The organism is Lentzea chajnantorensis (assembly GCF_054300775.1).
Map to the genome: position 1 here is coordinate 4,754,534 of NZ_JBSDZT010000002.1, position 21,876 is coordinate 4,776,409.

Below are 21,876 nucleotides of genomic sequence, written 5' to 3' on the forward strand. Positions count from 1 at the left end.
TCAATGGCCTGCCCCAGTTCCGGTACAGTGACCAGGTGGAACGTGCTTCCGGTTCGATGAAACAACGGGCCAGTCTCCGGGCCATCGCCGCCGAGACCGGTGTCTCGGTCGCGACCGTCTCGCGGGTGCTCAACGACCACGTCAACGTCGCCCCGCGCACCCGTGACCTGGTGTTGCAGGCCCTGGAACGGCGCGACCAGCCGCCGGGGCAGCGGACGGTGTACGTGCGGTGCCCGTACGTCCTCACGGACTACTTCGGCCTGATCGTCTCGTCGGTCGCGGAGACGCTGAAGCTGCACGGTGTGCGCCTGCTGCTCGACGCGGGGGAGTCGGCGCAGCACAGTGAGGCGGTGCGCGGCCTGCCCGGTCAGCAGGACGTCAACGGCGCGATCCTCATCCTGCCGCCGGAGGAGGGTGACGAGCTGGTGGCGTTGGCGCAGGCCGGTTTCCCGTTCGTCGTCGTCGACCCGCGCACGCCACCGCCGCCGGACATCGCCTCGGTGTCGGCCGCGCACTCCGCCGGTGCCCGCGCGGTCGCGGACCACCTGATCGCGCTGGGGCACCGCGACATCGCGGTGATCGCGGGCCCGTCGGAGTGGCTGGCCGGTGACGCGCGGCTGGCCGGGCACCGCTCCGCGCTGGCCCAGGCGGGTGTGCTGCTGAGCGCGGACCGGGTGCGGTGCATCGAACCCACGACCGCCGAGGGCCGTCGTGCGGCGCTGGACCTGCTGGCGGCGGACCCGCGGCCGAGTGCCGTCGTGTGCTTCAACGACAAGGTCGCGGTCGGCACGATGCAGGCCGCGCGGTCACTCGGGCTGCGGGTGCCCGAGGACCTGTCGGTGGCGGGCTTCGACGACATCGACCTGAGCGAGGCGACCGATCCGCCGCTGACGACCGTGCGGCAGCCGTTGCAGGAGATGGGCAGCATCGCCGTCACGCAGCTCATGCGGATGCTCGACGGTCACCGGCCCGAGGCGTTGCACATCGAGCTCGCGACCTCGTTGGTGGTGCGCGGATCGACCGCTAGTGTTCAACGCCCCACACGCGCGTGACCGGGTCGACGAGTACCGGCAGTTGCTGCTCGCCGTCGTAGCGGTGGCACCAGTGGCCGACCTCGAACCCGCCGCCGGGCACCGGGACCCACAGCGTCAGCAGGTGTGAGGTGCTCTCCCCGTCGTCGTGCGCCTCGCTGCCCAGGACGTCGGCGAGCACCGTCGTGCCCGTGGCGCGCAACGCCGTGGTCTGCTTGGCGTCCTCCGCCGCCGACGACCAGATCGCCATCATGATCAGGGCGATGAGCACCACGCCCAGCTCGGTCAGCGCGATGCCCCACCACGGCAGGTCGGACAGGGCGACCACGACGCCGATCGCCGCGATGCCGACGAGCGAGGCGCCGGCGATCACGCGCTGGGCGGTGGCCGAACCGCGGCTGGTGAGGACGACTTCGGCGGGGTTCGTGGTCACCGGCTGATCTTAGGTGCGCATCCGGTCCCTGTGCGGGGTTGCGGGGTCTTGGCCGGCCGCACGGGTCAGGCCAGCAGCAGCCGCACGGTCAGCTCCAGCCGGTTCGCCACGTCGGTGGCCGTGGCCCGCCGGGTCACCCACGCGACGAGGTTCGACAGCCACACGTCGCTGATCACCCGCGCGATGGCCTTCTGCTCCTCCGTCGGTTCCTCGTCGGTCATCGCGCGCGTGAACATCGTCTCCATCAGCAGCGCGACGCGGTCGATCTCGGCACCGGCCGAGGCGTCGGCGAAGGTGAAGGCGCGGGTCATGGCCTCGGTCAGGTGCGGGTTGCGCTGCAGGCCGCGGGTGATGCGGCCGAGCACGAACAGCACGCGGTCGTAGGCGGTGTCGCCGGGGACGGCGGCGCGGTCCATCTTCTCCTGCGCGCGTTCGAGCTCGACGGCGAGGCTGGAGACGAGGAGGTGGATCTTCGAGGGGAAGTAGCGGTAGAGGGTGCCGAGTGCGACGTCCGCCCGGTCGGCCACCGCCCGCATCTGGACGGCGTCGAACCCGCCCTTGGACGCCAGCGCGATGGTCGCGTCGACGATCCTCTTGCGCCGCTCGCGCTGGGCGGCCGAGCTCAGCTCCTCGCCCGCCATCAGGGCGTCCGCGCGCGACTTCGAAGGTGACACGGAGATGGTCCTCCTGGAACGTGTTGCAGCAGCCTCCACATCGTACCGGAGTGGGTTTCCCGGCCATGATCTCTTGCCGGAATTAGAACACGTTCTATAAAGTTCCTCATGTATTGGAGGAGGCCGCATGCCGATCGCCACGACCGACGAGCACCGGGCACTCAGGAACAGCGTCAGCGCGGCCCGCGGGACGTGGGAGGACCTGGTCCGCGTCGGGTTCTTCGACGTGCTGCGCGACGGCGGCACGACCCTCGACCTCGCGGTGATGCTCGAGCAGGCCGCCGAGCACCTCGTACCGGGCCCGCTGCTGCCCACGGCACTGGCCTGCGCCCTCGTCCCGGACTTCGACGGGATCGCCGGGTTCGGGTTCGGCACCGGGCACGTCCTGGGCGCCACCGAGGCCACCCACCTGCTCGTCAAGGACCAGGACTGGATGTTCGTCCCCGCCGGGCACACGACCGTCACCGCGCTGGACGCCGTCGACCTGACCCGGTCACTCGGGGCGGTCACCGTCCACACACCGGGCGAGACGATCGTCGACCCGACGGACCTCGCCGTCACGCTCATGGCCGCCGAAGCGAGCGGCATCGCCCAGTGGTGCCTGCGGACCGCGGTCGAGCACGCGCGCCGCCGCGAGCAGTTCGGCCGGGCCATCGGGTCCTTCCAGGCCGTGAAGCACCTGTGCGTGGAGATGCTGTGCCGGGCGGAACAGGCCGCGAGCGTCGCGTGGGACGCGGCACGGGCGGCCGGCCACGACGAACACCCGTTCGCGGCGGCGGTCGCGGCGGCCGTGGCGTTCGACGCGGCGGTGCGCAACGCCAAGGACTGCATCCAGGTGCTCGGCGGCATCGGGTTCACCTGGGAGCACGACGCCCACCGCTACCTGCGGCGTGCCCTGGCGCTGCAACAGCTCGCGGGCGGTCGGGAGCGGTGGCGCAGGACGACGGCCGACCTCGCGCTGCGCGGTGCGCGGCGGCACCACACCGTCGAGGTCGAGGGCGACCCGGAGGTGCGCCGGTTCGCCGCGGAGGTCGCCGCCCTCGAACCGGACGAGCAGCGGGCACGGCTGGCGGACAGCGGATACCTCGTCCCGCACTGGCCCCGGCCCTACGGCCAGGACGCCGGCCCCGCGCGGCAGCTCGTGATCGACGACGCGCTCGCTGCGGCCGGGGTGCGCAGACCGGACCTGGTCATCGGGGCCTGGGCCGCGCCGGCGATCCTGCGCCACGGCACCCCGCAGCAGCAGGAGCGGTTCGTGTGGCCGACCCTGCGCGGCGAGCTGACCTGGTGCCAGCTGTTCAGCGAACCCGAGGCCGGTTCGGACCTGGCGTCGTTGCGCACCAGGGCGCGCAGGGTCGAGGGCGGGTGGCGGCTGACCGGCCAGAAGGTCTGGACGTCGCTCGCCCACCAGGCCGACTGGGCGATCTGCCTGGCCCGCACCGACAGCGACGTCCCCAAGCACAAGGGCATCACCTACTTCCTCGTCGACATGCGGTCCGCGGGCATCGACGTGCGGCCACTGCGGGAGATCACCGGCGAGGCCCGGTTCAACGAGGTCTTCCTCGACGACGTCCTCGTGCCCGACGACTGCGTGGTCGGCGCGGTGAACGACGGCTGGCGCCTGGCCCGCACCACCCTGGCCGACGAACGCGTCGCCCTGGGCCGCGGCTCGTCGCTCGGCGAGGCACTGGAACAGGTTCTGGCCACCGGCCCCGCACCGTCGGAACGGCTCGGCGAACTGGTCGCCCGGGGGCTCGCCGTGTCGCTGCTCGACCTGCGCGCCGGACTGCGCCGCCTTGACGGGCAGGAACCGGGCGCGGAGTCCAGCGTGCGCAAGCTCGTCGGCGTGCGGCACCGGCAGGACGTCGCCGAGTTCGCCGTGGAGCTGGACGGCGGGCTGGTGCACGGCGACGCCGTCCACGAGTTCCTGCTGACCCGCTGCCTGAGCATCGCGGGCGGCACCACCCAGGTCCTGATGAACCTCGCGGGCGAACGGATCCTCGGCCTACCCAGGGAGAGTTGATGGACTTCACCCTCGACGACACCCAGCAGGAGATCGTGCGCCTCGCCGCCGACGTGCTGGGCCGGGAGAGCACGACGCCCTGGAAAGCCCTGGGGGAGGCCGGGTTGCTGGCCCTCGCCGTTCCGCAACGGCTCGGTGGCCACGGCCTCGGCGTGCTGGAGACGGCACTGCTGCTCACCGAGGTCGGCCGCAGCGCCGCGGACGTGCCGGCGTTCGCCACCCTCGCCCTGGGCGTCCTGCCGATCGCCCGGCACGGCACCCCGCACCAGCAGGACGAACTGCTCCCCCTGGTCACCGAACAGCACGCCGTCTTCACCGCCGCACTCAGCGAACCCTCCACCCCGCTGCCGGCCACGCCGTCCACCAGGGCCAACCCCGACGGCACCGGGCTGACCGGCCTCAAGGTCCACGTCCCGCGCGCCGCCGAGGCCGGCAGAATCCTCGTCAGCGCCCTGCTGGGCGACCGGCCGGGCACCCTGGTCGTCGACCCCGCCCAACCCGGGGTGTCCACAACGGACAGCACCGTCCGGTTCGACAACGCCCACGGTGACCCGCTCGACGGTGACCTCACGAAGTACGCGCTGGCCGGCGCCTGCGCGGTCGGCGACGGTGTGCTGGCCGGAGCCCTCGACCTCACCGTCACGCACGTCGGCACCCGCCACCAGTTCGGCGCACCGCTGTCGACCTTCCAGGCCGTCGCGGGCCAGGTCGCCGACGTCCACATCGCCGCCCGCACCCTGCACCTCGCCACCCTCGCCGCCTGCTGGAGCCTCGACGACGCCGACCTCGCCATCGCCGCCCACTGGCTCGCCGCGGAAGCGCTCCCGGCCGTGCACACGTGCCACCACCTGCACGGCGGCCTGGGACTCGACATCACCTACCCGATGCACAGGTACTACGGCCTGGCCAAGGAGCTGACGAGGTTCGTCGGCGGAGCGGAGCACCGGTTGGGGCAGATCGATGTTCATTGACCTCACGAGCGACCAGCGCAGGCTGCGCGACGAGCTGCGCGAGTACTTCTCCGGCGTCATGACCGAGCAGCAACGCGAGGCCGTGCTCACCGAACGGCACGGCACCGCCTACCGCGACCTGGTGCGCCGCCTCGGCGCCGACGGGTGGCTCGGCGTCGGCTGGCCCACCGAGTACGGCGGCCGCGGCTTCGGCCAGGTCGAGCAGCAGATCTTCGTCAACGAGGCCGCACGCGCCGACGTGTCGCTGCCCTACGTGACGCTGCAGACCGTCGGCCCGACCCTGCAGCGCTACGGAACCCAGGAGCAGAAGGACCTCTTCCTCCCGCGCATCCTCAAGGGCGAGCTGCACTTCGCCATCGGCTACACCGAACCCGAGGCCGGCACGGACCTCGCGGCGCTCACGACCAGGGCCGTCCGGCAGGGCGACCACTACGTCGTCAACGGCCAGAAGGTCTTCACCACCGGCGGCCACGACGCCGACCACGTGTGGCTCGCGGTCCGCACCGGAGCACCCGAGGACCGCCACCGGGGCATCACCATCCTGATCGCCGACACGACCGACCCCGGCTACTCGTGGACTCCGATCATCACCTGCGACGGCGCGCACCACGTCAACGCCACCTACTACAGCGATGTCACGGTGCCCGTCGGCCTGCGCGTGGGCGAGGAGAACAAGGGCTGGCGGCTGATCACCACCCAGCTCAACCACGAACGCGTCATGCTCGGCCCGTCCGGCCGGATCGGCGCCCAGTTCGACCGCGTGCACGAGTGGGCGCGCGAGCACGACCTGCTCGGCCTGCCGGACGTGCGCAGGGCGCTGGCCGAGGTCAAGGCCGTGCACCGGGTCAACGAACTGCTCAACTGGCAGGTCGCCGCCCGGGAGGTGGAGGTCGCCGACGCCTCCGCCACCAAGGTCTTCGCCGCCGACCGCACCCAGCGCGTCGGCCGCCTGCTGGAGGAGGTCGTGAGCCGCCACGGCGATCCCACCGAACCGGGCACCGCGCAGCTCGTGCGCTGGCTGGACGTCCAGGCCCGGCGCAACCTCGTGCTCACCTTCGGCGGTGGCGTCAACGAGGTGCAGAAAGAGCTGATCGCGTCCCTCGGGCTCGGACTGCCGAGGGTGGTGCGATGACCGACGTCGAGAAGGCAGCGGCCGAGATCGCCGGCCGGGGCGAGTCCGCACCACGCCTGGCCCGCGACCCGGTGAACCTGCCGATGATCCGCACCTGGCTGGAGGCCATCGGCGACACCCACCCCGGCTACACCGAGGTCGCGCCACCGGCGATGGTGCAGGTGTGGACGATGGCCGGGCTGCACGGCCAGCGCGCGCTGGACGACCCGCTCGGCGCGATGATGCGGGTCCTCGACGAGGCCGGGTTCACCTCGGTCGTCGCCACCGACAGCGACCAGACCTACCACCGCTACCTCAGGGTCGGCGAACAGCTCGCGGTCACCACCCTGCTGGAGGACGTGACCGGCCCGAAGAGGACCGCACTCGGCGAGGGCTGGTTCGTCACGACCCGCAGCACCTGGTACGTCGGTGACGAACCGGTCGCCGAGATGCGGTTCCGCGTCCTGAAGTTCCGCCCAGCCGAGAAACCCGCTGCCCCGGCGCAGACGCAGAAGGCGCAGGCGATCCGGCCCTCGGTCAACCGCGACACCGAGTACTTCTGGAACGGCACCAAACAGGGCGAGCTGCGCATCCAGCGCTGCGGCGGCTGCGGGCTGCTGCGGCACCCACCGGGCCCGATGTGCCCGGAATGCGGTGCCACCACACCGAGGTACCTGGTCTCGGACGGCCGCGGCGTGGTCTACAGCTACGTCGTGCACCACCACCCGCAGGTGCCCGGCAAGCGGACGCCGTTCGTGATCGCGCTGGTCGAGCTGGACGAGGGCGTGCGGATGCTGGGCGAGCTCGACGGCGAGCCGAGCGTCGGGCTGCCCGTCGAAGTCGTGTTCACCGAGGTCGACGACGACCTGACGATGTTCGGCTGGAGGCCTCGTGCGGACCGGTGACCCCCTGCCCGAGTGGCACGTCGAGGCCACGCCCACGTTCGTGATCAGCACCGCGCTCGCGACCCGCGACTTCCAGGACGTGCACCACGACCGCGACCTCGCCGTCCGGCGCGGCGCGAAGGACATCTTCATCAACATCCTCACCACCACCGGACTGGTGCAGCGCTACGTCACCGGCTGGGCGGGCACCGGGGCGCTGGTCCGGCAGATCGACATCCGGCTCGGCGCACCCTGCTACGCCTACGACACGCTCAAGTTCTTCGGCCAGGTGGTCGAACGCCACGACAACGACGTGGTGGTCGAGGTCGTCGGCCGCACCGGCCACGGCGACCACGTCACCGGCACGGTCAGGATCGAGGTGCCCGCGTGAACGCCGCGATCGCTGGCATCGGCGCGACCGAGTTCTCCAAGGACTCCGGCCGCACCGAACTGCAGCTCGCCGCCGAGGCCACCAGGGCCGCACTCGCCGACGCCGGACTCGAACCGTCCGATGTGGACGGCCTGGTCAGCTTCACCATGGACACCAACGCCGAGATCGCCGTCGCCCGCGAGCTCGGCATCCCGGAGCTGACGTTCTTCAGCCGCGTCCACTACGGCGGCGGCGCGGCCTGCGCGACCGTCCAGCAGGCCGCCATGGCGGTCGAGACCGGGATGGCGCAGGTCGTCGTGTGCTACCGGGCGTTCAACGAACGTTCCGGGCACCGGTTCGGCCAGGTCCAGACCGCGGCGGCGGCGAACGTCGACAACAGCTGGTCCTACCCGATGGGCCTGGGCACCCCGGCCGCGATGGTCGCCATGTTCGCCCGCCGGTACATGCACTCCTACGGTGCCACGAGCGAGGACTTCGGCCGGGTCGCCGTCGTGGACCGCAAACACGCCGCCACCAACCCCCACGCGTGGTTCCACAACCGCCCGATCACCCTCGACGACCACCAGTCCTCGCGCTGGATCGCCGAACCGCTGCGGCTGCTCGACTGCTGCCAGGAAAGCGACGGGGGAGTGGCGCTCGTCGTCACCTCCGCCGCGCGCGCTCGCGACTTGAGGAACACGCCCGTGCTGGTCAAGGCCGCCGCCCAGGGCAGCGGCACCGACCAGTTCACGATGACCAGCTACTACCGCGACGACCTGACCGGCCTGCCGGAGATGGGCGTGGTGGCGCGGCAGCTGTGGCAGCGGTCCGGCATCGAGCCGTCCGATGTGGACGTGGCCGTGCTCTACGACCACTTCACCCCGTTCGTCCTCGTGCAGCTGGAGGAGCTCGGGTTCTGCGGCAAGGGCGAGGCGAAGGACCTCGTGGCCTCCGGCGCGTTGGAGCTCGACGGCTCGCTACCGCTCAACCCGCACGGCGGCCAGCTCGGCGAGGCCTACCTGCACGGCATGAACGGCATCGCCGAGGCCGTCCGGCAGGTCCGCGGCACCGCCGTGAACCAGGTCGCGAGAGCGGCCCACGTCCTGGTCACCGCCGGCACCGGCGTTCCCACCAGCGGCCTGCTCCTGGGCCCCTGACCCCCCTTGCAGATGCCGGGGGTCAACGGCTCAGCAGCACCGCGTCGGCGAGCACGGGACGGTCCGCGGAAGAGGTGGTCAGCACCAGGCGGGAGCCGTCCCGCCACACCGACGTCCGCAGCGTCTCACCGGGGAACACCACGCTCGCGAACCTCGCCCCGAACGACACCACCTGCTCCGGCCCGTCCAAGAACGCGTCGACCACCGCCTTGCACACCACGCCGTAGGTGCACAGGCCGTGCAGGATCGGCCGGTCGAACCCGGCCGCGCGGGCGAACCCGGGATCGGCGTGCAACGGGTTGCGGTCCCCGCACAACCGGTATAGGTGGGCCTGCTGCGGCAACGTCGGCGTCTCGATCACCGCGTCGGGTTCGCGGCCGGGCAGCTCGACCCGGTTCGACGGCCCGCGCTCACCACCGAAACCGCCCTCGCCGCGGGCGAAGATGCTCGACCGGGTCGTGTAGAGCGCCGTTCCGTCCGGTGCCACGGCGGTCGACTCCTGCACGATCACCGCCGCCGTGCCCTTGTCCCACACGTCGGTGATCCGCGTCCGCAGCACCGCCTGGCCCTCGGCGGGGATCGGCCCGTGCGCGGTGATCTCCTGCGTGCCGTGCAAGACGCGCGCCAGGTCGACGTCCACACCGGGGAACGACACCACCGGCGGCGCGGTCTCGTGGAACCGCGGCGCCACCACCCCGAACGTCGGCAGGACCGCCAGCCCCTCCTCGTAGACGTACCGCAGCTCGGTCGCACCCAGCGCCAGGTGGTAGAGCAGCACGTCCGACGACGTCCAGGAGAACTTCAGCTCGGGCAGTTCCGCCCCCACCGCAACAGCCGGATCGATCGGCATCGCACGCCCTTCACTCGTAGGTGATCGTCACCGCGTCGGTGACCGGAACCGACTGGCACGCCAGGACGATCCCGTCGGCGATGTCGCCGGAGTCGAGCACGTCGTTGCCGAGCATCTTGACCTCACCGGAGACCAACCGGCACGCGCACGCGCCGCACGCACCCTCCCGGCACGAGAACGGCGCGTCCAACCCCTTCTCCAGCAACAGGTCCAGCAGCTTCATCCGGGCCGGCCAGGCGAAGCGGTGGGTCTCCCCGTCCAGCGACACCTCGACCTGCGCGTCCGGCCGGTCGTCCACCACCGGCACGGCCTCGGCGAACGGATCACCCGACAGCGACACGAACTTCTCGACGTGCACCACCGGAACGTCGTGCAACGCCGTGCGGGCCGCCTCCATGAACGGTGCCGGCCCGCACACGAACGCCTCGTCGCACGGACGCACAAAGGCCCGCAGCCCGTGCGGCAGCCCCTGCACCGACTCCAGCCAGTGCACCACCGTCAACCGCTCCGGGAACTCCCGCGACAACCGGTCCAGCTCGCGGGCGAAGATCACCGACTCCGCGTCCCGGTTGGCGTAGAACAGGAACACCGACCCGGTCCCGCCGGACAGCACCGCCCGGATGATCGACATCACCGGCGTGATCCCGCTGCCCGCCGCGAACGCCAGCACCGAGGAGTCCAGCGACCGCGGCGTGAACACCCCGGCCGGTGCCAGCACGTCCAGCTCCATCCCGGTGCGCAGCTCGGAGCACATCCACACCGACCCGCACCCGTCCGGCGTGCGCTTGACCGTGATCTTCAACGGTTCACCGGGTGCGCTCGACAGCGAGTAGCACCGCGCCACCTCACCCGCCCGCACGGTCAGGAACTGCCCCGGCCTGGGTTCGAAAGACGCCCCCGACAGCACGAACGACCGCGCGTCGTGCGTCTCCTCGATGACCGACTCGACGCGCAACCGGTGCACCTCAGCCATCGGCGACCTCCACCGTCCCGTCGCGCACGGCCTTCTCGATGCCGTCGCGCAACCGCAGGCACGTGCGCACCAACGGCGCCCGCGGTCCCAGCTCCGGGCACGCGCTGGTGTCGGCGAGCCACTGCACGCTGGTGTGCCGGGGGCTGTTCTTCTTCACCAGCACCCGGTTCCCGCAGTCGCACGTCACCGGTGCCATGCCGCCGGACAGGAACTCGTCGCGCTCGCTCATGAGCTCGTCGGCTGCCGGCGGGCGAGGTTCTCGGCGACCTCCCTCTCCCACACCTCGACCGCCCTGCTCGTGTCGACCTCGAACTCGAACCGCCGCACCATGTCGTCGGTGACGTCCTCGACGTCCACGTAGAACTGCTCGTACCAGCGCCGCAGCTGGTAGACCGGCCCGTCCTCCTCGCACAGCAGCGGGTTGTCGATCCGCGTCTTGTTCTGCCAGATCTCCACGTCCTGCAGGAACCCCGCGCCGATGCCGCGCGCGAACTTGCGGGCGATCTTGTCCGCGTGCTCGTCCGACACACCCGGCAGCTTCTTCACGATCGCGCCCCACTGCAGCCGGAACGAGTTCGGCGTGATGGGGTAGTGGCAGTTGATCAGCACCGTCTCGATCTCGATGCCCTTGTAGTCGTTCCACAGGTAGTCGATCATGTACGACGGCCCGTAGTACGAGGCCTCCGAGCGCACCTCGACGTCACCGGTGTAGTTCGACGCCATCGCCACGTCCGGCCGCCCGCGCGTGGTCAGGTACTGCGAGGCGATGTGGCCCTCCATCACGTTCTTGAAGTACGTGGGGAACGCGAAGTGGATGTAGAAGAAGTGGGCCATGTCGACGACGTTGTCGATGATCTCGCGGCAGTTCGCGTTCTCGATCACGACCGAGTCCCACGTCCAGTTGCTCCACTCACCGCTGAACGCCTGCTCGATCCGCGGGATCGTCACGTGCTCGGGCGGCGGGTTGCCCTGCGGGTCGTTCCACACGAACAGCTGCCTGTTCTCCTCCAGCGTGGTCCACGACCGGGTGCGGGCCCGCAGCGGAACCCGCTTGGCGTAGGGGATCTCGACGCACCGGCCGTTGCCCGCCCAGCGCCAGTCGTGGAACGGGCACGCGATGGTGCTGCCCTTCACCGTGCCCCGGGTGAGGTCACCGCCCATGTGCCGGCAGTACCCGTCGAGCACGTTGAGCGTGCCGTCCTCGCCCTGGAACACCACGAGCTTCGTGCCGAACGCCTCGACGGCGTGCGGCTGCCCGTCGCGGAAGGTGTCGGCCAGGCCCAGGCAGTGCCAGCCGCGCGCGAACCGCGCGGGAGGCGCGCCGGTGTCGATCGAACGCACGGAGTCCTGCGTCATCACATGCCTCCACGGTGGTCTTGGCTGGAGATGTCGAGTCCGGCCAGGTACCCGAAGGTCATCGCCGGTCCGAGGGTGGCGCCCGCGCCCGCGTAGGTGTGGCCCATGACCGACGCGCTCGCGTTGCCCGCCGCGTACAGGCCGTCGATCACCGAACCGTCCTCGCGCAGCACCCGCGCGTGCGCGTCGGTGCGCAGCCCGCCCTTGGTGCCCAGGTCGCCGGGGACGATCCTGGCCGCGTGGAACGGCGGCGTGAGCAGCGGCGCGAGGCACGGGTTCGGGTGGACGCGCGGGTCGCCGTAGTAGCGGTCGTAGGCGCTGTCACCGCAGCCGAAGTCGGGGTCGGTGCCGTTGAAGGTGTTGAACCGCGTGACCGTGTCGGCGAGGCCGGGGAGTCCCGCTTTCGCACCCAGCTCTTCGAGGCTGGGGGCATTGAGCACGACCTCGTCCCACCGCCGGGGCAACGGCCGGCGGGGCGGGAAGCCCGCGAACGGGTAGCGGTTGCGGTAGGTCTGGTCGAACACCAGCCAGGTCGTCCCGGTCATCGCCTTGACCACGTCGATGTAGGGCGCCGCCTCGTTGACGAAGCGCCGGCCGGACCCGTCGACCAGCACACACCCCGGCAGCGCGCGTTCGGCGAGCAGGAAGAACGGCCCGCGCGGCAACGGGACCGCCGGCCCCCACCAGGCGTCGTCCATCAGATCCACGGCCGCGCCCGCGCGCAGCCCGGCCTCGATGCCGTCACCGGTGTTGGCCCGCGCGCCGACCGTCCATTCGGTACCGATGTCCTGGTGCTGCTTGCGCAGCTGCTCGTTGTGCTCGAACCCGCCGGAGGCGAGCACGACGTGCGGAGCCTGAATCAGCTCGTCGCCCACGCGGATGCCGGCGACCCGGCCGTTCTCGAAGTGCAGGTCGGTCAGCGCGGTGTTCAGCCTGACCTCGACGTCCAACGCCGTCAGGCCCGCACGCAGCCCGGCGGCCAGCGCCTGGCCCATCGCGAGCCTCCGGCCCGGTGTGAACCTCTGCGCGACCAGTTTGGCCGCGGTGAGCACCCCGCGCGGGTGGCGGGCGGCCAGGGTGAGCCACCGGTAGTCGACCTGGGTGATCACGATTCCGGCCGGGGTCGGCACGTACGGCGGTTCGAGGTGCTCCAGCTCGGCGCCGAGGACGTCCGCCCTCATCGGCACCGGCTCGACCGACCGCCCGCGCGGACGGCCGCCGGGTGCCTCCGGGTAGTAGTCGGGGTAGCCGCGCACCCAGCGGAACCGCAACGGCGTGTGCGCGCACACGAACCCGAGCATCGCGGGACCGGCGTCGAGGAACGCCTCCCGCAGCTCGGCCGGCACGTCACCGGCGATGTGCGCGAGGTAGGCGGAGGCGTCCTCGGGCGTGTCCCGCACACCGGCCTCGGCGAGGACGGGGTTGTTCGGCACCCAGATGCCGCCGCCGGACCGGGCGGTCGAGCCGCCGAAGCGCGCCGCCTTCTCGACGACCAGGGTGCGCAGTCCCCGGTGGGCCGTGCACAGGGCGGTGGTCATGCCTGCCGCGCCGCTGCCGACGACGATCACGTCGTACATCCGCACCTCCGGAGTCGAGACTAGAACAGGTTATAGTTCTGGGGCGGTTTGGCGCTATGGTGTAGGAGTTCCAGGCGGTTCGGATCACCAAGAACGTGTTCCGGGAGGGTTGCGTGGAGGTCACCGCTGACGTGGTCGTCGCCGGCTTCGGCGCCGCCGGTGCGTGCGCCGCGCTCGAAGCCGCGGCCTCCGGTGCGTCCGTGGTGGTGCTGGACCGGTTCGCCGGCGGTGGCGCGACGGCGTTGTCCGGCGGGGTCGTCTACGCCGGTGGTGGCACGCGCCAGCAGGTCGAGGCCGGGGTCGCCGACACGCCCGAGTCGATGCACGCCTACCTCAGGCACGAGGTCCGCGACGCGGTGTCGGACGAGACGCTGCGCCGGTTCTGCCAGGACAGCGCGAAGATGCTGGCCTGGCTGGAGGACCAGGGCGTGCCGTTCGGCGCGCGGCTGTGCCCGTTCAAGACCTCCTACCCGACCGACGACTACCACCTCTACTTCTCCGGCAGCGAGACCGCCTGGCCCGACCCGGTGCCGCGCGGGCACCGGACCAGGGCGAAGGGCACGTCCGGGGGCGTCTTCTTCGCCCGGCTCGCCGAGGCCACCCGGCGCGCGGGGGTGCGGGTGATGACCCAGACGCGGGCCGTGGAGCTCGTCGTGGCCGACCGGGTGACCGGCGTGCGGTGCCGGACGCTGACCGGCCCGCCCCGAGCGCTGCACCGGGCGTTGTCGCGGGCCGCGGCCAAGCCGTGGCTCTACCTCCCGCCGCTCGGGCGCGCGCTGCACCGGGTCGCGGCGGCCGTGGAACGCCGGTTCGGCCGTGAGCTGACGGTGCACGCCCGGCGCGGTGTCGTCATCGCCGCCGGCGGGTTCATCGCGAACCGGGCGATGCTGCGCGACCACGCACCGGCCCACCGCGGCGGTCTCGCCCTGGGCACCCCCGGTGACGACGGCAGCGGCATCCGCCTCGGCACCGCCGCCGGTGGCACGACCGACCGGCTGGACAAGATCTCGGTGTGGCGGTTCGTCACGCCGCCCAGCGCGTTGCAACGCGGCATCCTCGTCGACATCGACGGTCAGCCGTTCGGCGACGCCACCCGCTACGGCGCGGCGATCGGCGACGAGATCATCCGGCGCGACGGCAAGGCGTGGCTGCTCGTCGACGATGACACGCTGAGCGTCGCCAAGGCCCAGGTCAGCACGCAGACCGCGCGCTTCCAGCGCTTCCAGGCCCGCTACCTGCTCTCCCGCGGCCTCGTCACCGCGCCGACGATCGAGGCCGCCGCCGAGAAGGCGGGCATCAGGGCACCGCAGGTCGAACCGTTCGGGCGGCCACCGTACTCGCTGATCGACGTCTCGGTGCGGTTCGACTCCTTCCGGCGCGGCTTCGGTTACCCCTGCCCGATGCTCACCCTCGGCGGCTTGGTCGTCGACGAGCAGACCGGTGCGGTGCAGGGGGTGCGCGGCCTGTACGCGGCGGGCCGATCCGCGGTCGGGGTGTGCTCGGAGTCGTACGTCAGCGGCCTCGCGCTCGCCGACTGCGTCTTCTCCGGCCGGCGCGCCGGCCACCACGTGGCGAAGGAGGACCGGTGCTGACGATGGAGAAGAGGGCGGCGGCCGCACAGCTGCTGCGCACCGCCGAACGCGAGCGCGTGCCGATCACACCGCTGGTGGAGCTGTACCCGGACATCGACGTGGTCGACGCCTACGAGATCCAGCTGCTCAACGTGCGGCACCGCAACCGCGACGTCATCGGCCACAAGGTCGGCCTGTCGTCGCCGGCGATGCAGCAGATGATGGGCGTGGACGAACCCGACTACGGGCACCTGCTCGACGACATGCAGCTGCACGGCACCGCGGACGCCTCGGCGTACCTGTACCCGCGGGTCGAGGTGGAGATCGCGTTCCTGCTCGGCCACGACCTGCCCGGCGAGGGCTGCACGGTCGCGGACGTGCTCGCCGCCACCGAGTTCGTGGCACCCGCGATCGAGCTGATCGACAGCCGCATCGCCGACTGGCGGATCACGCTCCCCGACACCATCGCCGACAACGCCTCCTCCGCGGCGTTCGTCCTGGGCGGCGAACGCGTGCGGCCGTCCGATGTGGACATCCGCGGCGTCGAGGCGACCCTGGCGCGCAACGGGGAGCCGGTTGCCCAAGGCCGTGGTGACGCGGTGCTGGGTGATCCGGCGATCGCGGTGGCGTGGCTCGCGCAGAAAGTGGCCACGTTCGGTGTGCGGCTGCTGGCCGGCGACATCGTGCTGCCCGGCTCGTGCACGCGGGCGTTCGACGCGAAACCGGGGGACGAGTTCCGCGCCGAGTTCGCCGGACTCGGTTCTGTCGACCTGAAGTTCGAGTGAGGTGAACGGGTGAAGGCGGCCATCGTCGGGTCCGGCAACATCGGCACCGACCTGCTCTACAAGCTCCTGCGCTCACCGACGCTGGAACCCCGCTGGATGGTGGGCGTCGACCCGTCCAGCGAGGGCCTGCGGCGAGCGCGCGAGGCGGGTCTGGAGACCACGGCCGAGGGCGTCGACTGGTTGCTGCGCCAGGACGAGCTGCCCGACGTCGTGTTCGAGGCGACCTCGGCCGCGGTGCACCGGGCCAACGCCCCGCGCTACGCCGAGGCCGGCATCCGGGCCGTCGACCTGACCCCCGCCGCGGTCGGCCCGTACGTGGTGCCGCCGGTCAACCTGCGCGAACACCTCGGCGCACCGAACGTCAACCTGATCACCTGCGGCGGCCAGGCCACGATCCCGGTGGTGCACGCCGTGTCACGGGTCGTGCCGGTCGAGTACGCGGAGATCGTCGCCAGCGTCGCGTCGGTGTCCGCCGGACCGGGCACACGCGCGAACATCGACGAGTTCACCCGCACCACCAGCCGCGGCATCGAGACGATCGGCGGCGCCGGCCGCGGCAAGGCGATCATCGTGCTCAACCCGGCCGACCCGCCGATGATCATGCGCGACACCGTCTTCTGCTCGATCCCCGAGGACGCCGACCCGGACCCGATCACCGACTCGATCACCCGGATGGAGACCGACCTCCGCGCGTACGTCCCGGGGTTCCGGCTGCTGCGCGAGCCGCAGTACGACCCCGGCCGCGTCGCGATCTTCGTCGAGGTCGCGGGAGCGGGCGACTTCCTGCCGCCCTACGCCGGGAACCTCGACATCATGACGGCCGCCGCGACCAAGGTGGGGGAGGAGATCGCCGATGCAGTTGCGGCTGACCGACACGTCTCTGCGTGACGGCTCGCACCACAAGCGCCACCGGTTCACCGTCGACGACGTGCGCTCGATCGTCGGCGCGCTCGACGACGCCGGGGTGCCGGTCATCGAGGTCACCCACGGCGACGGGCTGGGCGGGTCGTCGTTCACCTACGGCTTCAGCCGCACACCGGAGCAGGAGCTGATCAAGACCGCGGTGGCCACGGCCCGGCAGGCCAGGATCGCCGTGCTGATGCTGCCGGGCGTCGGCGTCAAGGACGACATCCTGGTGTCGCAGGACAACGGCGCGTCGATCGTGCGGATCGCCACCCACTGCACCGAGGCCGACGTGTCGGTGCAGCACTTCCAGCTCGCCCGCGAACGCGGGCTGGAGACCGTCGGGTTCCTGATGATGGCGCACTCGCGGCCACCGGAGGCGTTGGCACGTCAAGCGAGGATCATGGCCGACGCCGGGTGCCAGTGCGTCTACGTGGTCGACTCGGCCGGCGCGCTGGTGCTGGAACAGGTGTCCGACCGGGTGGCCGCGCTGGTGGCGGAGCTGGGGGACGACGCGCAGGTCGGGTTCCACGGGCACGAGAACCTCGGGCTGAGCGTCGCGAACTCGGTCGCCGCGGCACGGGCGGGCGCGAAGCAGATCGACGGCAGCGTGCGCGGGTTCGGCGCGGGAGCGGGCAACACGCCGCTGGAGGCGTTCGTCGGCGTCTGCGACAAGCTCGGGTTCACCACCGGCGTCGACTTCTTCAAGATCGTCGACGCGGCCGAGGACGTCGTGCGGCCGGTGATGCCCGAGGAGTGCCTGCTCGACCGGATGGCGCTGATGATGGGCTACGCGGGCGTCTACTCCAGCTTCCTCAAGCACGCCTACACCCAGGCGGAGCGCTACGGCGTGTCCGGCGCGGAGCTGCTCGTGCGCGCCGGTCGGCGCGAGCTCGTGGGTGGCCAGGAGGACCAGCTGATCGACATCGCACTGGAGCTGAGCAGGGAGGAGGTCCGATGAGCGAGGAGATCCTCGGCAAGGTGCGGGAGCTGCTGCCCGCGCTGCGCGAGCGCGCGGCGGAGGCCGAACAGCTGCGCAGGGTGCCGCCGGAGTCGGTGAAGGCGTTGCAGGAGACCGGGTTCTTCCGGATGCTGCAACCCGTGCGCTGCGGCGGGTTCGAGACGCACCCGGTCGCGTTCTACACCGCGGTCAAGATGATCGCGAGCGCCTGCGGGTCCACGGGCTGGGTCTCGTCCGTGCTGGGCGTGCACCCGTGGCACGTCGGGCTGTTCGACGTGAAGGCGCAGGACGAGGTGTTCGGCGAGGACCAGGACACCCGCATCTCCTCCTCCTACGCACCGACCGGCCGGGCGACCGCCGTGGAGGGCGGGTTCCGGTTCAGCGGCAGGTGGAGCTTCTCCTCGGGCTGCGACCACGCCACGTGGGTGCTGCTCGGCGGACTGGTGATGAACGACGAGGGAAAGCCCGTCGACTTCCGCACGTTCCTGCTGCCGATCGCCGACTACACGATCAACGACGTGTGGGACACGGTCGGCCTGCGCGGCACGGGCAGCAACGACATCGTGGTGTCCGACGTGTTCGTGCCCGAGCACCGCACGCTGAGCATGGCGCACACCGCGCGGTGCCAGTGCCCCGGCCAGGAGGTGAACCCCGGACCGTTGTTCCGCATGCCGTACGGGACGATCCACCCGTACGCGATCACCGCGCCGATGATCGGCATGGCGGCCGGCGCGTACGAGCTGCACGTCAACGCCACGCGCGAGCGCGTCCGTGCCGCCTACCTGGGCGAGAAGGCCGTCGACGACCCGTTCGCGCAGGTCCGGATCGCCACGGCGGCCAACGACATCGACACCGCGTGGTGGCAGCTCGAGAAGGACGTCGACGACGAGTGGGAGCACGCCGTCGCCGGCACGAGGATTCCGGTCGAGCTGCGCCTGCGGGCGCGCAGGGACCAGGTGCTGGGCAGCGCGCGGGCCCTCTCCGCGATCGACCGGCTCTTCGAGAGCGCGGGCGGCAAGGCGATCAACGCGAACCTGCCGTTGCCCCGGTTCTGGCGTGACGCCCACGCCGCACGGGTGCACGCGGCCAACGACCCGGAACGCTCGCTGGTGATGTTCGGCAAGAACGAGCTCGGCATCCCAGTCCGCGACGGCCTGTTCTGACCGCAACTGGAAGCTGCAGAGGAGAGACATGGTTCGGTTGCACTACCACGAGGCCGGCGCCGACCACGCCGAGACGCTGGTGCTGCTGCACGGCGGCGGGCCGGGTGCGTCGGCGCTGAGCAACTTCGGCCGCACCATCCCGGTGCTCGCCAAGTCGTTCCGGGTGCTGGCGGTGGACCAGCCGGGGTTCGGTGAGTCGGAGAAGCCGACCGAGCACGGCCAGTACTTCACCCACGCCGCCGAGGCGCTGCGCGGGCTGCTCGACGACCTCGGGGTGGAGAAGGCACACCTCCTCGGCAACTCACTCGGCGGCGGCACGGCCGTGCGGTTCGCACTGGACCACCCGCAACGCGCCGGACGGCTGGTCCTGATGGGACCGGGTGGCCTGTCGCTCAACGTCTTCGCACCCGATCCGACCGAGGGCGTGCGCAAGCTCAGCGCGTTCGCCAAGGACCCGACGCGGGAGCGGATCGAGGAGTTCCTGCGGATCATGGTGTTCGACCAGTCGCTGATCACCGACGAGCTGATCGACGAACGGTTCGCCGCCGCGTCCCGGCCGGAGTCGCTGAAAGCCATGGTCGCGATGGGGAAGTCGTTCTCCGGACCGGACTTCGAGCAGGGCATGCTCTGGCGCGAGGCCCACAGGCTGCGCCAACGGGTGCTGCTCGTGTGGGGCCGCGAGGACCGGGTCAACCCGCTCGACGGCGCCCTTGTCGCGTTGAAGCTGATCCCACGCGCACAGCTGCACGTGTTCGGCGGCTGCGGGCACTGGGCGCAGCTGGAGAAGTTCGACGAGTTCAACCGGCTCGCGGCAGACTTCCTCTTGGAGACGTGATGGGCATCCGATCGCTGGGCTATCTGCGGATCGAGGCCACCGACATCGGCCGGTGGCGCGAGTTCGGGCTGAAGGTGCTCGGGCTCGTGGAGGGCAAGGGCTCGACCGAGGGCGCGCTGTACTTCCGGATGGACGACTTCCCGGCCCGGCTGGTGATCGTGCCCGGTGCGGCCGACCGGCTGCTCGCCTCCGGCTGGGAGGTCGCGACCGAGGCCGAGTTGGACGAGGTCGCGAAACGCCTGGCGTCCGCGGGCGTCGCGGTCGTCGAGGGCACGGCCGACGAGCTCGCCGAACGCCGGGTCACCGGGATGGTCAAGTTCGAGGACCCGTCCGGCAACACGCTGGAGGTGTTCCACGGCGCCGCCCTGGAGCACCGGCGGGTGGTGTCCCCGTACGGGCACCGGTTCGTCACCGAGGACCAGGGCCTCGGCCACGTCGTGCTGTCCACCTCGGACGACGAGGCCGCGCTGCACTTCTACCGCGACGTGCTCGGGTTCCGGCTGCGCGACTCGATGCGGCTGCCCCCGCAGTTCGTCGGCAGGCCCGCCGACGGGCCACCGGCGTGGCTGCGGTTCTTCGGCTGCAACCCGCGCCACCACAGCCTCGCGTTCCTGCCGATGCCCACCCCGTCCGGGATCGTGCACCTGATGATCGAGGTGGAGAGCACCGACGACGTCGGGCTGACGCTGGACCGGGCGTTGCGGCGCAAGGTGCCGATGTCGGCGACGCTCGGCCGGCACGTCAACGACCTGATGCTGTCGTTCTACCTGAAGACACCCGGCGGGTTCGACGTCGAGTTCGGCTGCGAGGGACGGCAGGTGTCCGATGAGGACTGGATCGCGCGAGAGAGCACGGCGGTGAGCCTGTGGGGTCACGACTTCAGCGTGGGGCACCGGGGGTAGCGCGCTTCCGGTCGGTCCTGGGGCACTTCTGCACCGGCGTGACCGTGGTGACGGGCATGTCCGCGACCGGCCCGGTGGGGTTCGCCTGCCAGTCGTTCGCGGCGTTGTCGCTGGACCCGCCGCTCGTGCTGTTCTGCCCGCAGCGCACGTCGGGCAGCTGGGCGGCGATGTCCCCGGCCGGGGCGTTCTGCGTGAACGTGCTCGCCGAGGACCAGCGGGAGCTGTCGGCGGTGTTCGGCCGGGCAGGGGCGGACAAGTTCGCCGGCGTCGCGTGGTCCCCGTCGGGCACCGGTGCTCCGGTGCTCGGCGGGGCGCTCACGTGGGTCGACTGCCGGGTCACGACCGTGCACGAGGCCGGTGACCACTACGTCGTGATCGGCGAGGTCGTCGAGCTCGGACCGCAACGCGACGCACGACCGTTGCTGTTCTACCGCGGCCGGTACGCCGCGCAGGCCGACCTCGACCCGCGCGGCCGGTCCGGCGAGGTGCTCGACACCCTCCTGACCTGGCAGCGCCAGTCAGAGTGGAGCTGACGCCGTGACCCGCCAGGTCGCCGTCGGGAAGCTGACCTCGCCGTCGTGCACGAACTCGTCGAATGCGCCGCGCACCCGGTCGAGAATCCGGTCGCGGTCCCGCTCGGGCACCTCCCGCAGGGCGCGGCTGACCGGGCCCATGTTCGTCAGGTACGGCAGCAGCACCTCCTCGGGCAGCCGGGTGGTGCGGTCGATCGGCGTGACCTCGACGTCCGCCCAGCCGTCGAGGACCTCGCGGACCCGCGCCGGATCGGCGAGCGAGAACGGTCCCGGCCCGTCCAGGTCGCGCGCCGGTGTGCCGGGCAGGATCTCCCTCGCCACGCGGTCGCCGGTGAGCATGAACGGGTTCTCCTCCTGCGCCCGCCACGTGATGAAGCACAGCTCACCACCCGGTTCGACGGCCGTGCGCAGGTTCGTGAACGCCGCGCCGGGGTCGGCGAAGAACATCACGCCGAACCGCGACACGACCAGGTCGAACCGCTGCTCGAACACGTGCGTCTGCGCGTCGGCCAGCAGGAACTCCGCCTGCCCGTGCTCCCGCGCCGCCGCGACCATCGACTCGGCGATGTCGACCCCGACGCACTCCGCACCGGTGGCCGCGGCGACCGCCCGCGTCACCCCGCCGGTGCCGCACCCGACGTCGAGCACCCTCCTGCGCGGCCGCTCCGCCGCCTTCTCGACCAGCAGTTCCTCGAACGGCCGCAGGATCTGGCCCACGGTGTCCTGCACCCGCGCCCAGCCCTGCCCCGACGTGTTCCACAGCGCCGCCTGCTCGGCGTTGACCTCTGCCATGCTCCTACCGTCCTACTTCAA

23 protein-coding genes are annotated in these 21,876 nt (G+C 71.5%); 15 read left to right on the forward strand and 8 right to left on the reverse strand.

Annotation, left to right across the window (positions count from 1 at the left end):
* Positions 1-35: 35 nt before the first annotated feature.
* Positions 36-1,052 (forward strand): LacI family DNA-binding transcriptional regulator, encoded by a 1,017-nt coding sequence (locus ACVDFE_RS23690; protein WP_458431882.1) that lies wholly within the window; start codon positions 36-38, stop codon positions 1,050-1,052.
* On the opposite strand, the gene ACVDFE_RS23695 is transcribed toward ACVDFE_RS23690, so the two are convergent.
* On the reverse strand, positions 1,024-1,464 hold the full coding sequence (locus ACVDFE_RS23695) for a hypothetical protein (protein WP_458431883.1): 441 nt from the start codon (positions 1,462-1,464) through the stop codon (positions 1,024-1,026). The genes ACVDFE_RS23690 and ACVDFE_RS23695 overlap by 29 nt on opposite strands.
* Before the next feature lie 65 nt (positions 1,465-1,529).
* The gene (kstR, locus tag ACVDFE_RS23700) at positions 1,530-2,105 is read right to left on the reverse strand and encodes a cholesterol catabolism transcriptional regulator KstR (protein ID WP_360389854.1); all 576 of its coding nucleotides are present in this window, start codon (positions 2,103-2,105) and stop codon (positions 1,530-1,532) included.
* 160 nt (positions 2,106-2,265) lie between these two features.
* Here kstR and ACVDFE_RS23705 point away from each other — a divergent pair, with 160 nt between their 5' ends.
* Genes ACVDFE_RS23705 through ACVDFE_RS23730 form a run of 6 tightly spaced genes read left to right on the forward strand, consistent with a single transcriptional unit; the run spans position 2,266 to position 8,654 of the window.
* Positions 2,266-4,161: an acyl-CoA dehydrogenase family protein gene (locus tag ACVDFE_RS23705; RefSeq protein WP_458431884.1), complete on the forward strand. Its 1,896-nt coding sequence runs from the start codon at positions 2,266-2,268 to the stop codon at positions 4,159-4,161.
* On the forward strand, positions 4,161-5,132 hold the full coding sequence (locus tag ACVDFE_RS23710; protein ID WP_360389132.1) for an acyl-CoA dehydrogenase family protein: 972 nt from the start codon (positions 4,161-4,163) through the stop codon (positions 5,130-5,132). Before ACVDFE_RS23705 ends, ACVDFE_RS23710 begins: the two co-directional genes overlap by 1 nt.
* Positions 5,122-6,264 (forward strand): acyl-CoA dehydrogenase family protein, encoded by a 1,143-nt coding sequence (locus ACVDFE_RS23715; RefSeq protein WP_458431885.1) that lies wholly within the window; start codon positions 5,122-5,124, stop codon positions 6,262-6,264. Before ACVDFE_RS23710 ends, ACVDFE_RS23715 begins: the two co-directional genes overlap by 11 nt.
* Positions 6,261-7,148: a bifunctional MaoC family dehydratase N-terminal/OB-fold nucleic acid binding domain-containing protein gene (locus ACVDFE_RS23720; RefSeq protein ID WP_458431886.1), complete on the forward strand. Its 888-nt coding sequence runs from the start codon at positions 6,261-6,263 to the stop codon at positions 7,146-7,148. Before ACVDFE_RS23715 ends, ACVDFE_RS23720 begins: the two co-directional genes overlap by 4 nt.
* Positions 7,135-7,518 carry an acyl dehydratase gene (locus ACVDFE_RS23725; RefSeq protein ID WP_458431887.1) on the forward strand — a complete coding sequence of 128 codons (384 nt, stop codon included), beginning with the start codon at positions 7,135-7,137 and terminating at the stop codon, positions 7,516-7,518. Before ACVDFE_RS23720 ends, ACVDFE_RS23725 begins: the two co-directional genes overlap by 14 nt.
* Positions 7,515-8,654 carry a lipid-transfer protein gene (locus ACVDFE_RS23730; RefSeq protein ID WP_458431888.1) on the forward strand — a complete coding sequence of 380 codons (1,140 nt, stop codon included), beginning with the start codon at positions 7,515-7,517 and terminating at the stop codon, positions 8,652-8,654. Before ACVDFE_RS23725 ends, ACVDFE_RS23730 begins: the two co-directional genes overlap by 4 nt.
* A gap of 22 nt (positions 8,655-8,676) precedes the next feature.
* On the opposite strand, the gene ACVDFE_RS23735 is transcribed toward ACVDFE_RS23730, so the two are convergent.
* The 5 genes from ACVDFE_RS23735 to ACVDFE_RS23755 are packed head-to-tail and all read right to left on the reverse strand — an operon-like array spanning position 8,677 to position 13,410.
* Positions 8,677-9,504: a MaoC/PaaZ C-terminal domain-containing protein gene (locus tag ACVDFE_RS23735; protein WP_458431889.1), complete on the reverse strand. Its 828-nt coding sequence runs from the start codon at positions 9,502-9,504 to the stop codon at positions 8,677-8,679.
* 10 nt (positions 9,505-9,514) lie between these two features.
* On the reverse strand, positions 9,515-10,477 hold the full coding sequence (locus ACVDFE_RS23740; RefSeq protein ID WP_458431890.1) for a 2Fe-2S iron-sulfur cluster-binding protein: 963 nt from the start codon (positions 10,475-10,477) through the stop codon (positions 9,515-9,517).
* Positions 10,470-10,706 (reverse strand): hypothetical protein, encoded by a 237-nt coding sequence (locus tag ACVDFE_RS23745; RefSeq protein WP_360389115.1) that lies wholly within the window; start codon positions 10,704-10,706, stop codon positions 10,470-10,472. The genes ACVDFE_RS23740 and ACVDFE_RS23745 overlap by 8 nt, the downstream gene beginning before the upstream one ends.
* Positions 10,703-11,833: a Rieske 2Fe-2S domain-containing protein gene (locus ACVDFE_RS23750; RefSeq protein ID WP_458431891.1), complete on the reverse strand. Its 1,131-nt coding sequence runs from the start codon at positions 11,831-11,833 to the stop codon at positions 10,703-10,705. Before ACVDFE_RS23750 ends, ACVDFE_RS23745 begins: the two co-directional genes overlap by 4 nt.
* Positions 11,833-13,410, reverse strand: a complete 1,578-nt coding sequence (locus tag ACVDFE_RS23755; protein WP_458431892.1) for an FAD-dependent oxidoreductase — start codon at positions 13,408-13,410, stop codon at positions 11,833-11,835. The genes ACVDFE_RS23750 and ACVDFE_RS23755 overlap by 1 nt, the downstream gene beginning before the upstream one ends.
* 113 nt (positions 13,411-13,523) lie before the next feature.
* Here ACVDFE_RS23755 and ACVDFE_RS23760 point away from each other — a divergent pair, with 113 nt between their 5' ends.
* Genes ACVDFE_RS23760 through hsaB form a run of 8 tightly spaced genes read left to right on the forward strand, consistent with a single transcriptional unit; the run spans position 13,524 to position 21,063 of the window.
* A complete protein-coding gene (locus tag ACVDFE_RS23760; protein ID WP_458431893.1) occupies positions 13,524-15,002 on the forward strand; it encodes an FAD-binding protein in 1,479 nt (492 codons plus the stop codon).
* Positions 15,003-15,004: 2 nt separating this feature from the next.
* Positions 15,005-15,766, forward strand: a complete 762-nt coding sequence (locus tag ACVDFE_RS23765) for a 2-keto-4-pentenoate hydratase (protein WP_458434386.1) — start codon at positions 15,005-15,007, stop codon at positions 15,764-15,766.
* Between the two features lie 9 nt (positions 15,767-15,775).
* Positions 15,776-16,654: an acetaldehyde dehydrogenase (acetylating) gene (locus ACVDFE_RS23770; protein WP_458431894.1), complete on the forward strand. Its 879-nt coding sequence runs from the start codon at positions 15,776-15,778 to the stop codon at positions 16,652-16,654.
* Positions 16,620-17,630, forward strand: coding sequence for a 4-hydroxy-2-oxovalerate aldolase (dmpG, locus tag ACVDFE_RS23775; RefSeq protein WP_458431895.1), 1,011 nt, complete (start codon positions 16,620-16,622; stop codon positions 17,628-17,630). Before ACVDFE_RS23770 ends, dmpG begins: the two co-directional genes overlap by 35 nt.
* The gene (gene hsaA, locus ACVDFE_RS23780; RefSeq protein WP_360389099.1) at positions 17,627-18,793 is read left to right on the forward strand and encodes a 3-hydroxy-9,10-secoandrosta-1,3,5(10)-triene-9,17-dione monooxygenase oxygenase subunit; all 1,167 of its coding nucleotides are present in this window, start codon (positions 17,627-17,629) and stop codon (positions 18,791-18,793) included. Before dmpG ends, hsaA begins: the two co-directional genes overlap by 4 nt.
* Positions 18,794-18,806: 13 nt before the next feature.
* Entirely contained in the window at positions 18,807-19,628 is an 822-nt protein-coding gene (gene hsaD / locus ACVDFE_RS23785; RefSeq protein ID WP_458434387.1) for a 4,5:9,10-diseco-3-hydroxy-5,9,17-trioxoandrosta-1(10),2-diene-4-oate hydrolase, read from the forward strand.
* Positions 19,628-20,530 carry an iron-dependent extradiol dioxygenase HsaC gene (hsaC, locus tag ACVDFE_RS23790; RefSeq protein ID WP_458431896.1) on the forward strand — a complete coding sequence of 301 codons (903 nt, stop codon included), beginning with the start codon at positions 19,628-19,630 and terminating at the stop codon, positions 20,528-20,530. The genes hsaD and hsaC overlap by 1 nt, the downstream gene beginning before the upstream one ends.
* On the forward strand, positions 20,494-21,063 hold the full coding sequence (gene hsaB / locus ACVDFE_RS23795) for a 3-hydroxy-9,10-secoandrosta-1,3,5(10)-triene-9,17-dione monooxygenase reductase subunit (protein WP_458431897.1): 570 nt from the start codon (positions 20,494-20,496) through the stop codon (positions 21,061-21,063). The genes hsaC and hsaB overlap by 37 nt, the downstream gene beginning before the upstream one ends.
* Here hsaB and ACVDFE_RS23800 read toward each other — a convergent pair.
* Complete coding sequence (locus ACVDFE_RS23800; RefSeq protein WP_458431898.1) at positions 21,049-21,855, reverse strand: class I SAM-dependent methyltransferase; 807 nt, start codon at positions 21,853-21,855, stop codon at positions 21,049-21,051. The two genes, hsaB and ACVDFE_RS23800, sit on opposite strands and share 15 nt — an antisense overlap.
* Between the last annotated feature and the right edge of the window lie 21 nt (positions 21,856-21,876).

What these genes read in the sequence shown, in the direction of transcription:
- hsaC (WP_458431896.1), top strand. Translation starts at nt 19,628, where the DNA reads ATGGGCATCCGATCGCTGGGCTATCTGCGGATCGAGGCCACCGACATC.
- ACVDFE_RS23765 (WP_458434386.1), top strand. Translation starts at nt 15,005, where the DNA reads ATGGAGAAGAGGGCGGCGGCCGCACAGCTGCTGCGCACCGCCGAACGC.
- ACVDFE_RS23755 (WP_458431892.1), bottom strand. Translation starts at nt 13,410, where the DNA reads ATGTACGACGTGATCGTCGTCGGCAGCGGCGCGGCAGGCATGACCACC.
- kstR (WP_360389854.1), bottom strand. Translation starts at nt 2,105, where the DNA reads ATGGCGGGCGAGGAGCTGAGCTCGGCCGCCCAGCGCGAGCGGCGCAAG.
- ACVDFE_RS23715 (WP_458431885.1), top strand. Translation starts at nt 5,122, where the DNA reads ATGTTCATTGACCTCACGAGCGACCAGCGCAGGCTGCGCGACGAGCTG.
- ACVDFE_RS23745 (WP_360389115.1), bottom strand. Translation starts at nt 10,706, where the DNA reads ATGAGCGAGCGCGACGAGTTCCTGTCCGGCGGCATGGCACCGGTGACG.
- ACVDFE_RS23735 (WP_458431889.1), bottom strand. Translation starts at nt 9,504, where the DNA reads ATGCCGATCGATCCGGCTGTTGCGGTGGGGGCGGAACTGCCCGAGCTG.
- hsaA (WP_360389099.1), top strand. Translation starts at nt 17,627, where the DNA reads ATGAGCGAGGAGATCCTCGGCAAGGTGCGGGAGCTGCTGCCCGCGCTG.
- ACVDFE_RS23740 (WP_458431890.1), bottom strand. Translation starts at nt 10,477, where the DNA reads ATGGCTGAGGTGCACCGGTTGCGCGTCGAGTCGGTCATCGAGGAGACG.
- ACVDFE_RS23800 (WP_458431898.1), bottom strand. Translation starts at nt 21,855, where the DNA reads ATGGCAGAGGTCAACGCCGAGCAGGCGGCGCTGTGGAACACGTCGGGG.
- ACVDFE_RS23720 (WP_458431886.1), top strand. Translation starts at nt 6,261, where the DNA reads ATGACCGACGTCGAGAAGGCAGCGGCCGAGATCGCCGGCCGGGGCGAG.
- ACVDFE_RS23710 (WP_360389132.1), top strand. Translation starts at nt 4,161, where the DNA reads ATGGACTTCACCCTCGACGACACCCAGCAGGAGATCGTGCGCCTCGCC.
- dmpG (WP_458431895.1), top strand. Translation starts at nt 16,620, where the DNA reads ATGCAGTTGCGGCTGACCGACACGTCTCTGCGTGACGGCTCGCACCAC.
- ACVDFE_RS23705 (WP_458431884.1), top strand. Translation starts at nt 2,266, where the DNA reads ATGCCGATCGCCACGACCGACGAGCACCGGGCACTCAGGAACAGCGTC.
- ACVDFE_RS23750 (WP_458431891.1), bottom strand. Translation starts at nt 11,833, where the DNA reads ATGACGCAGGACTCCGTGCGTTCGATCGACACCGGCGCGCCTCCCGCG.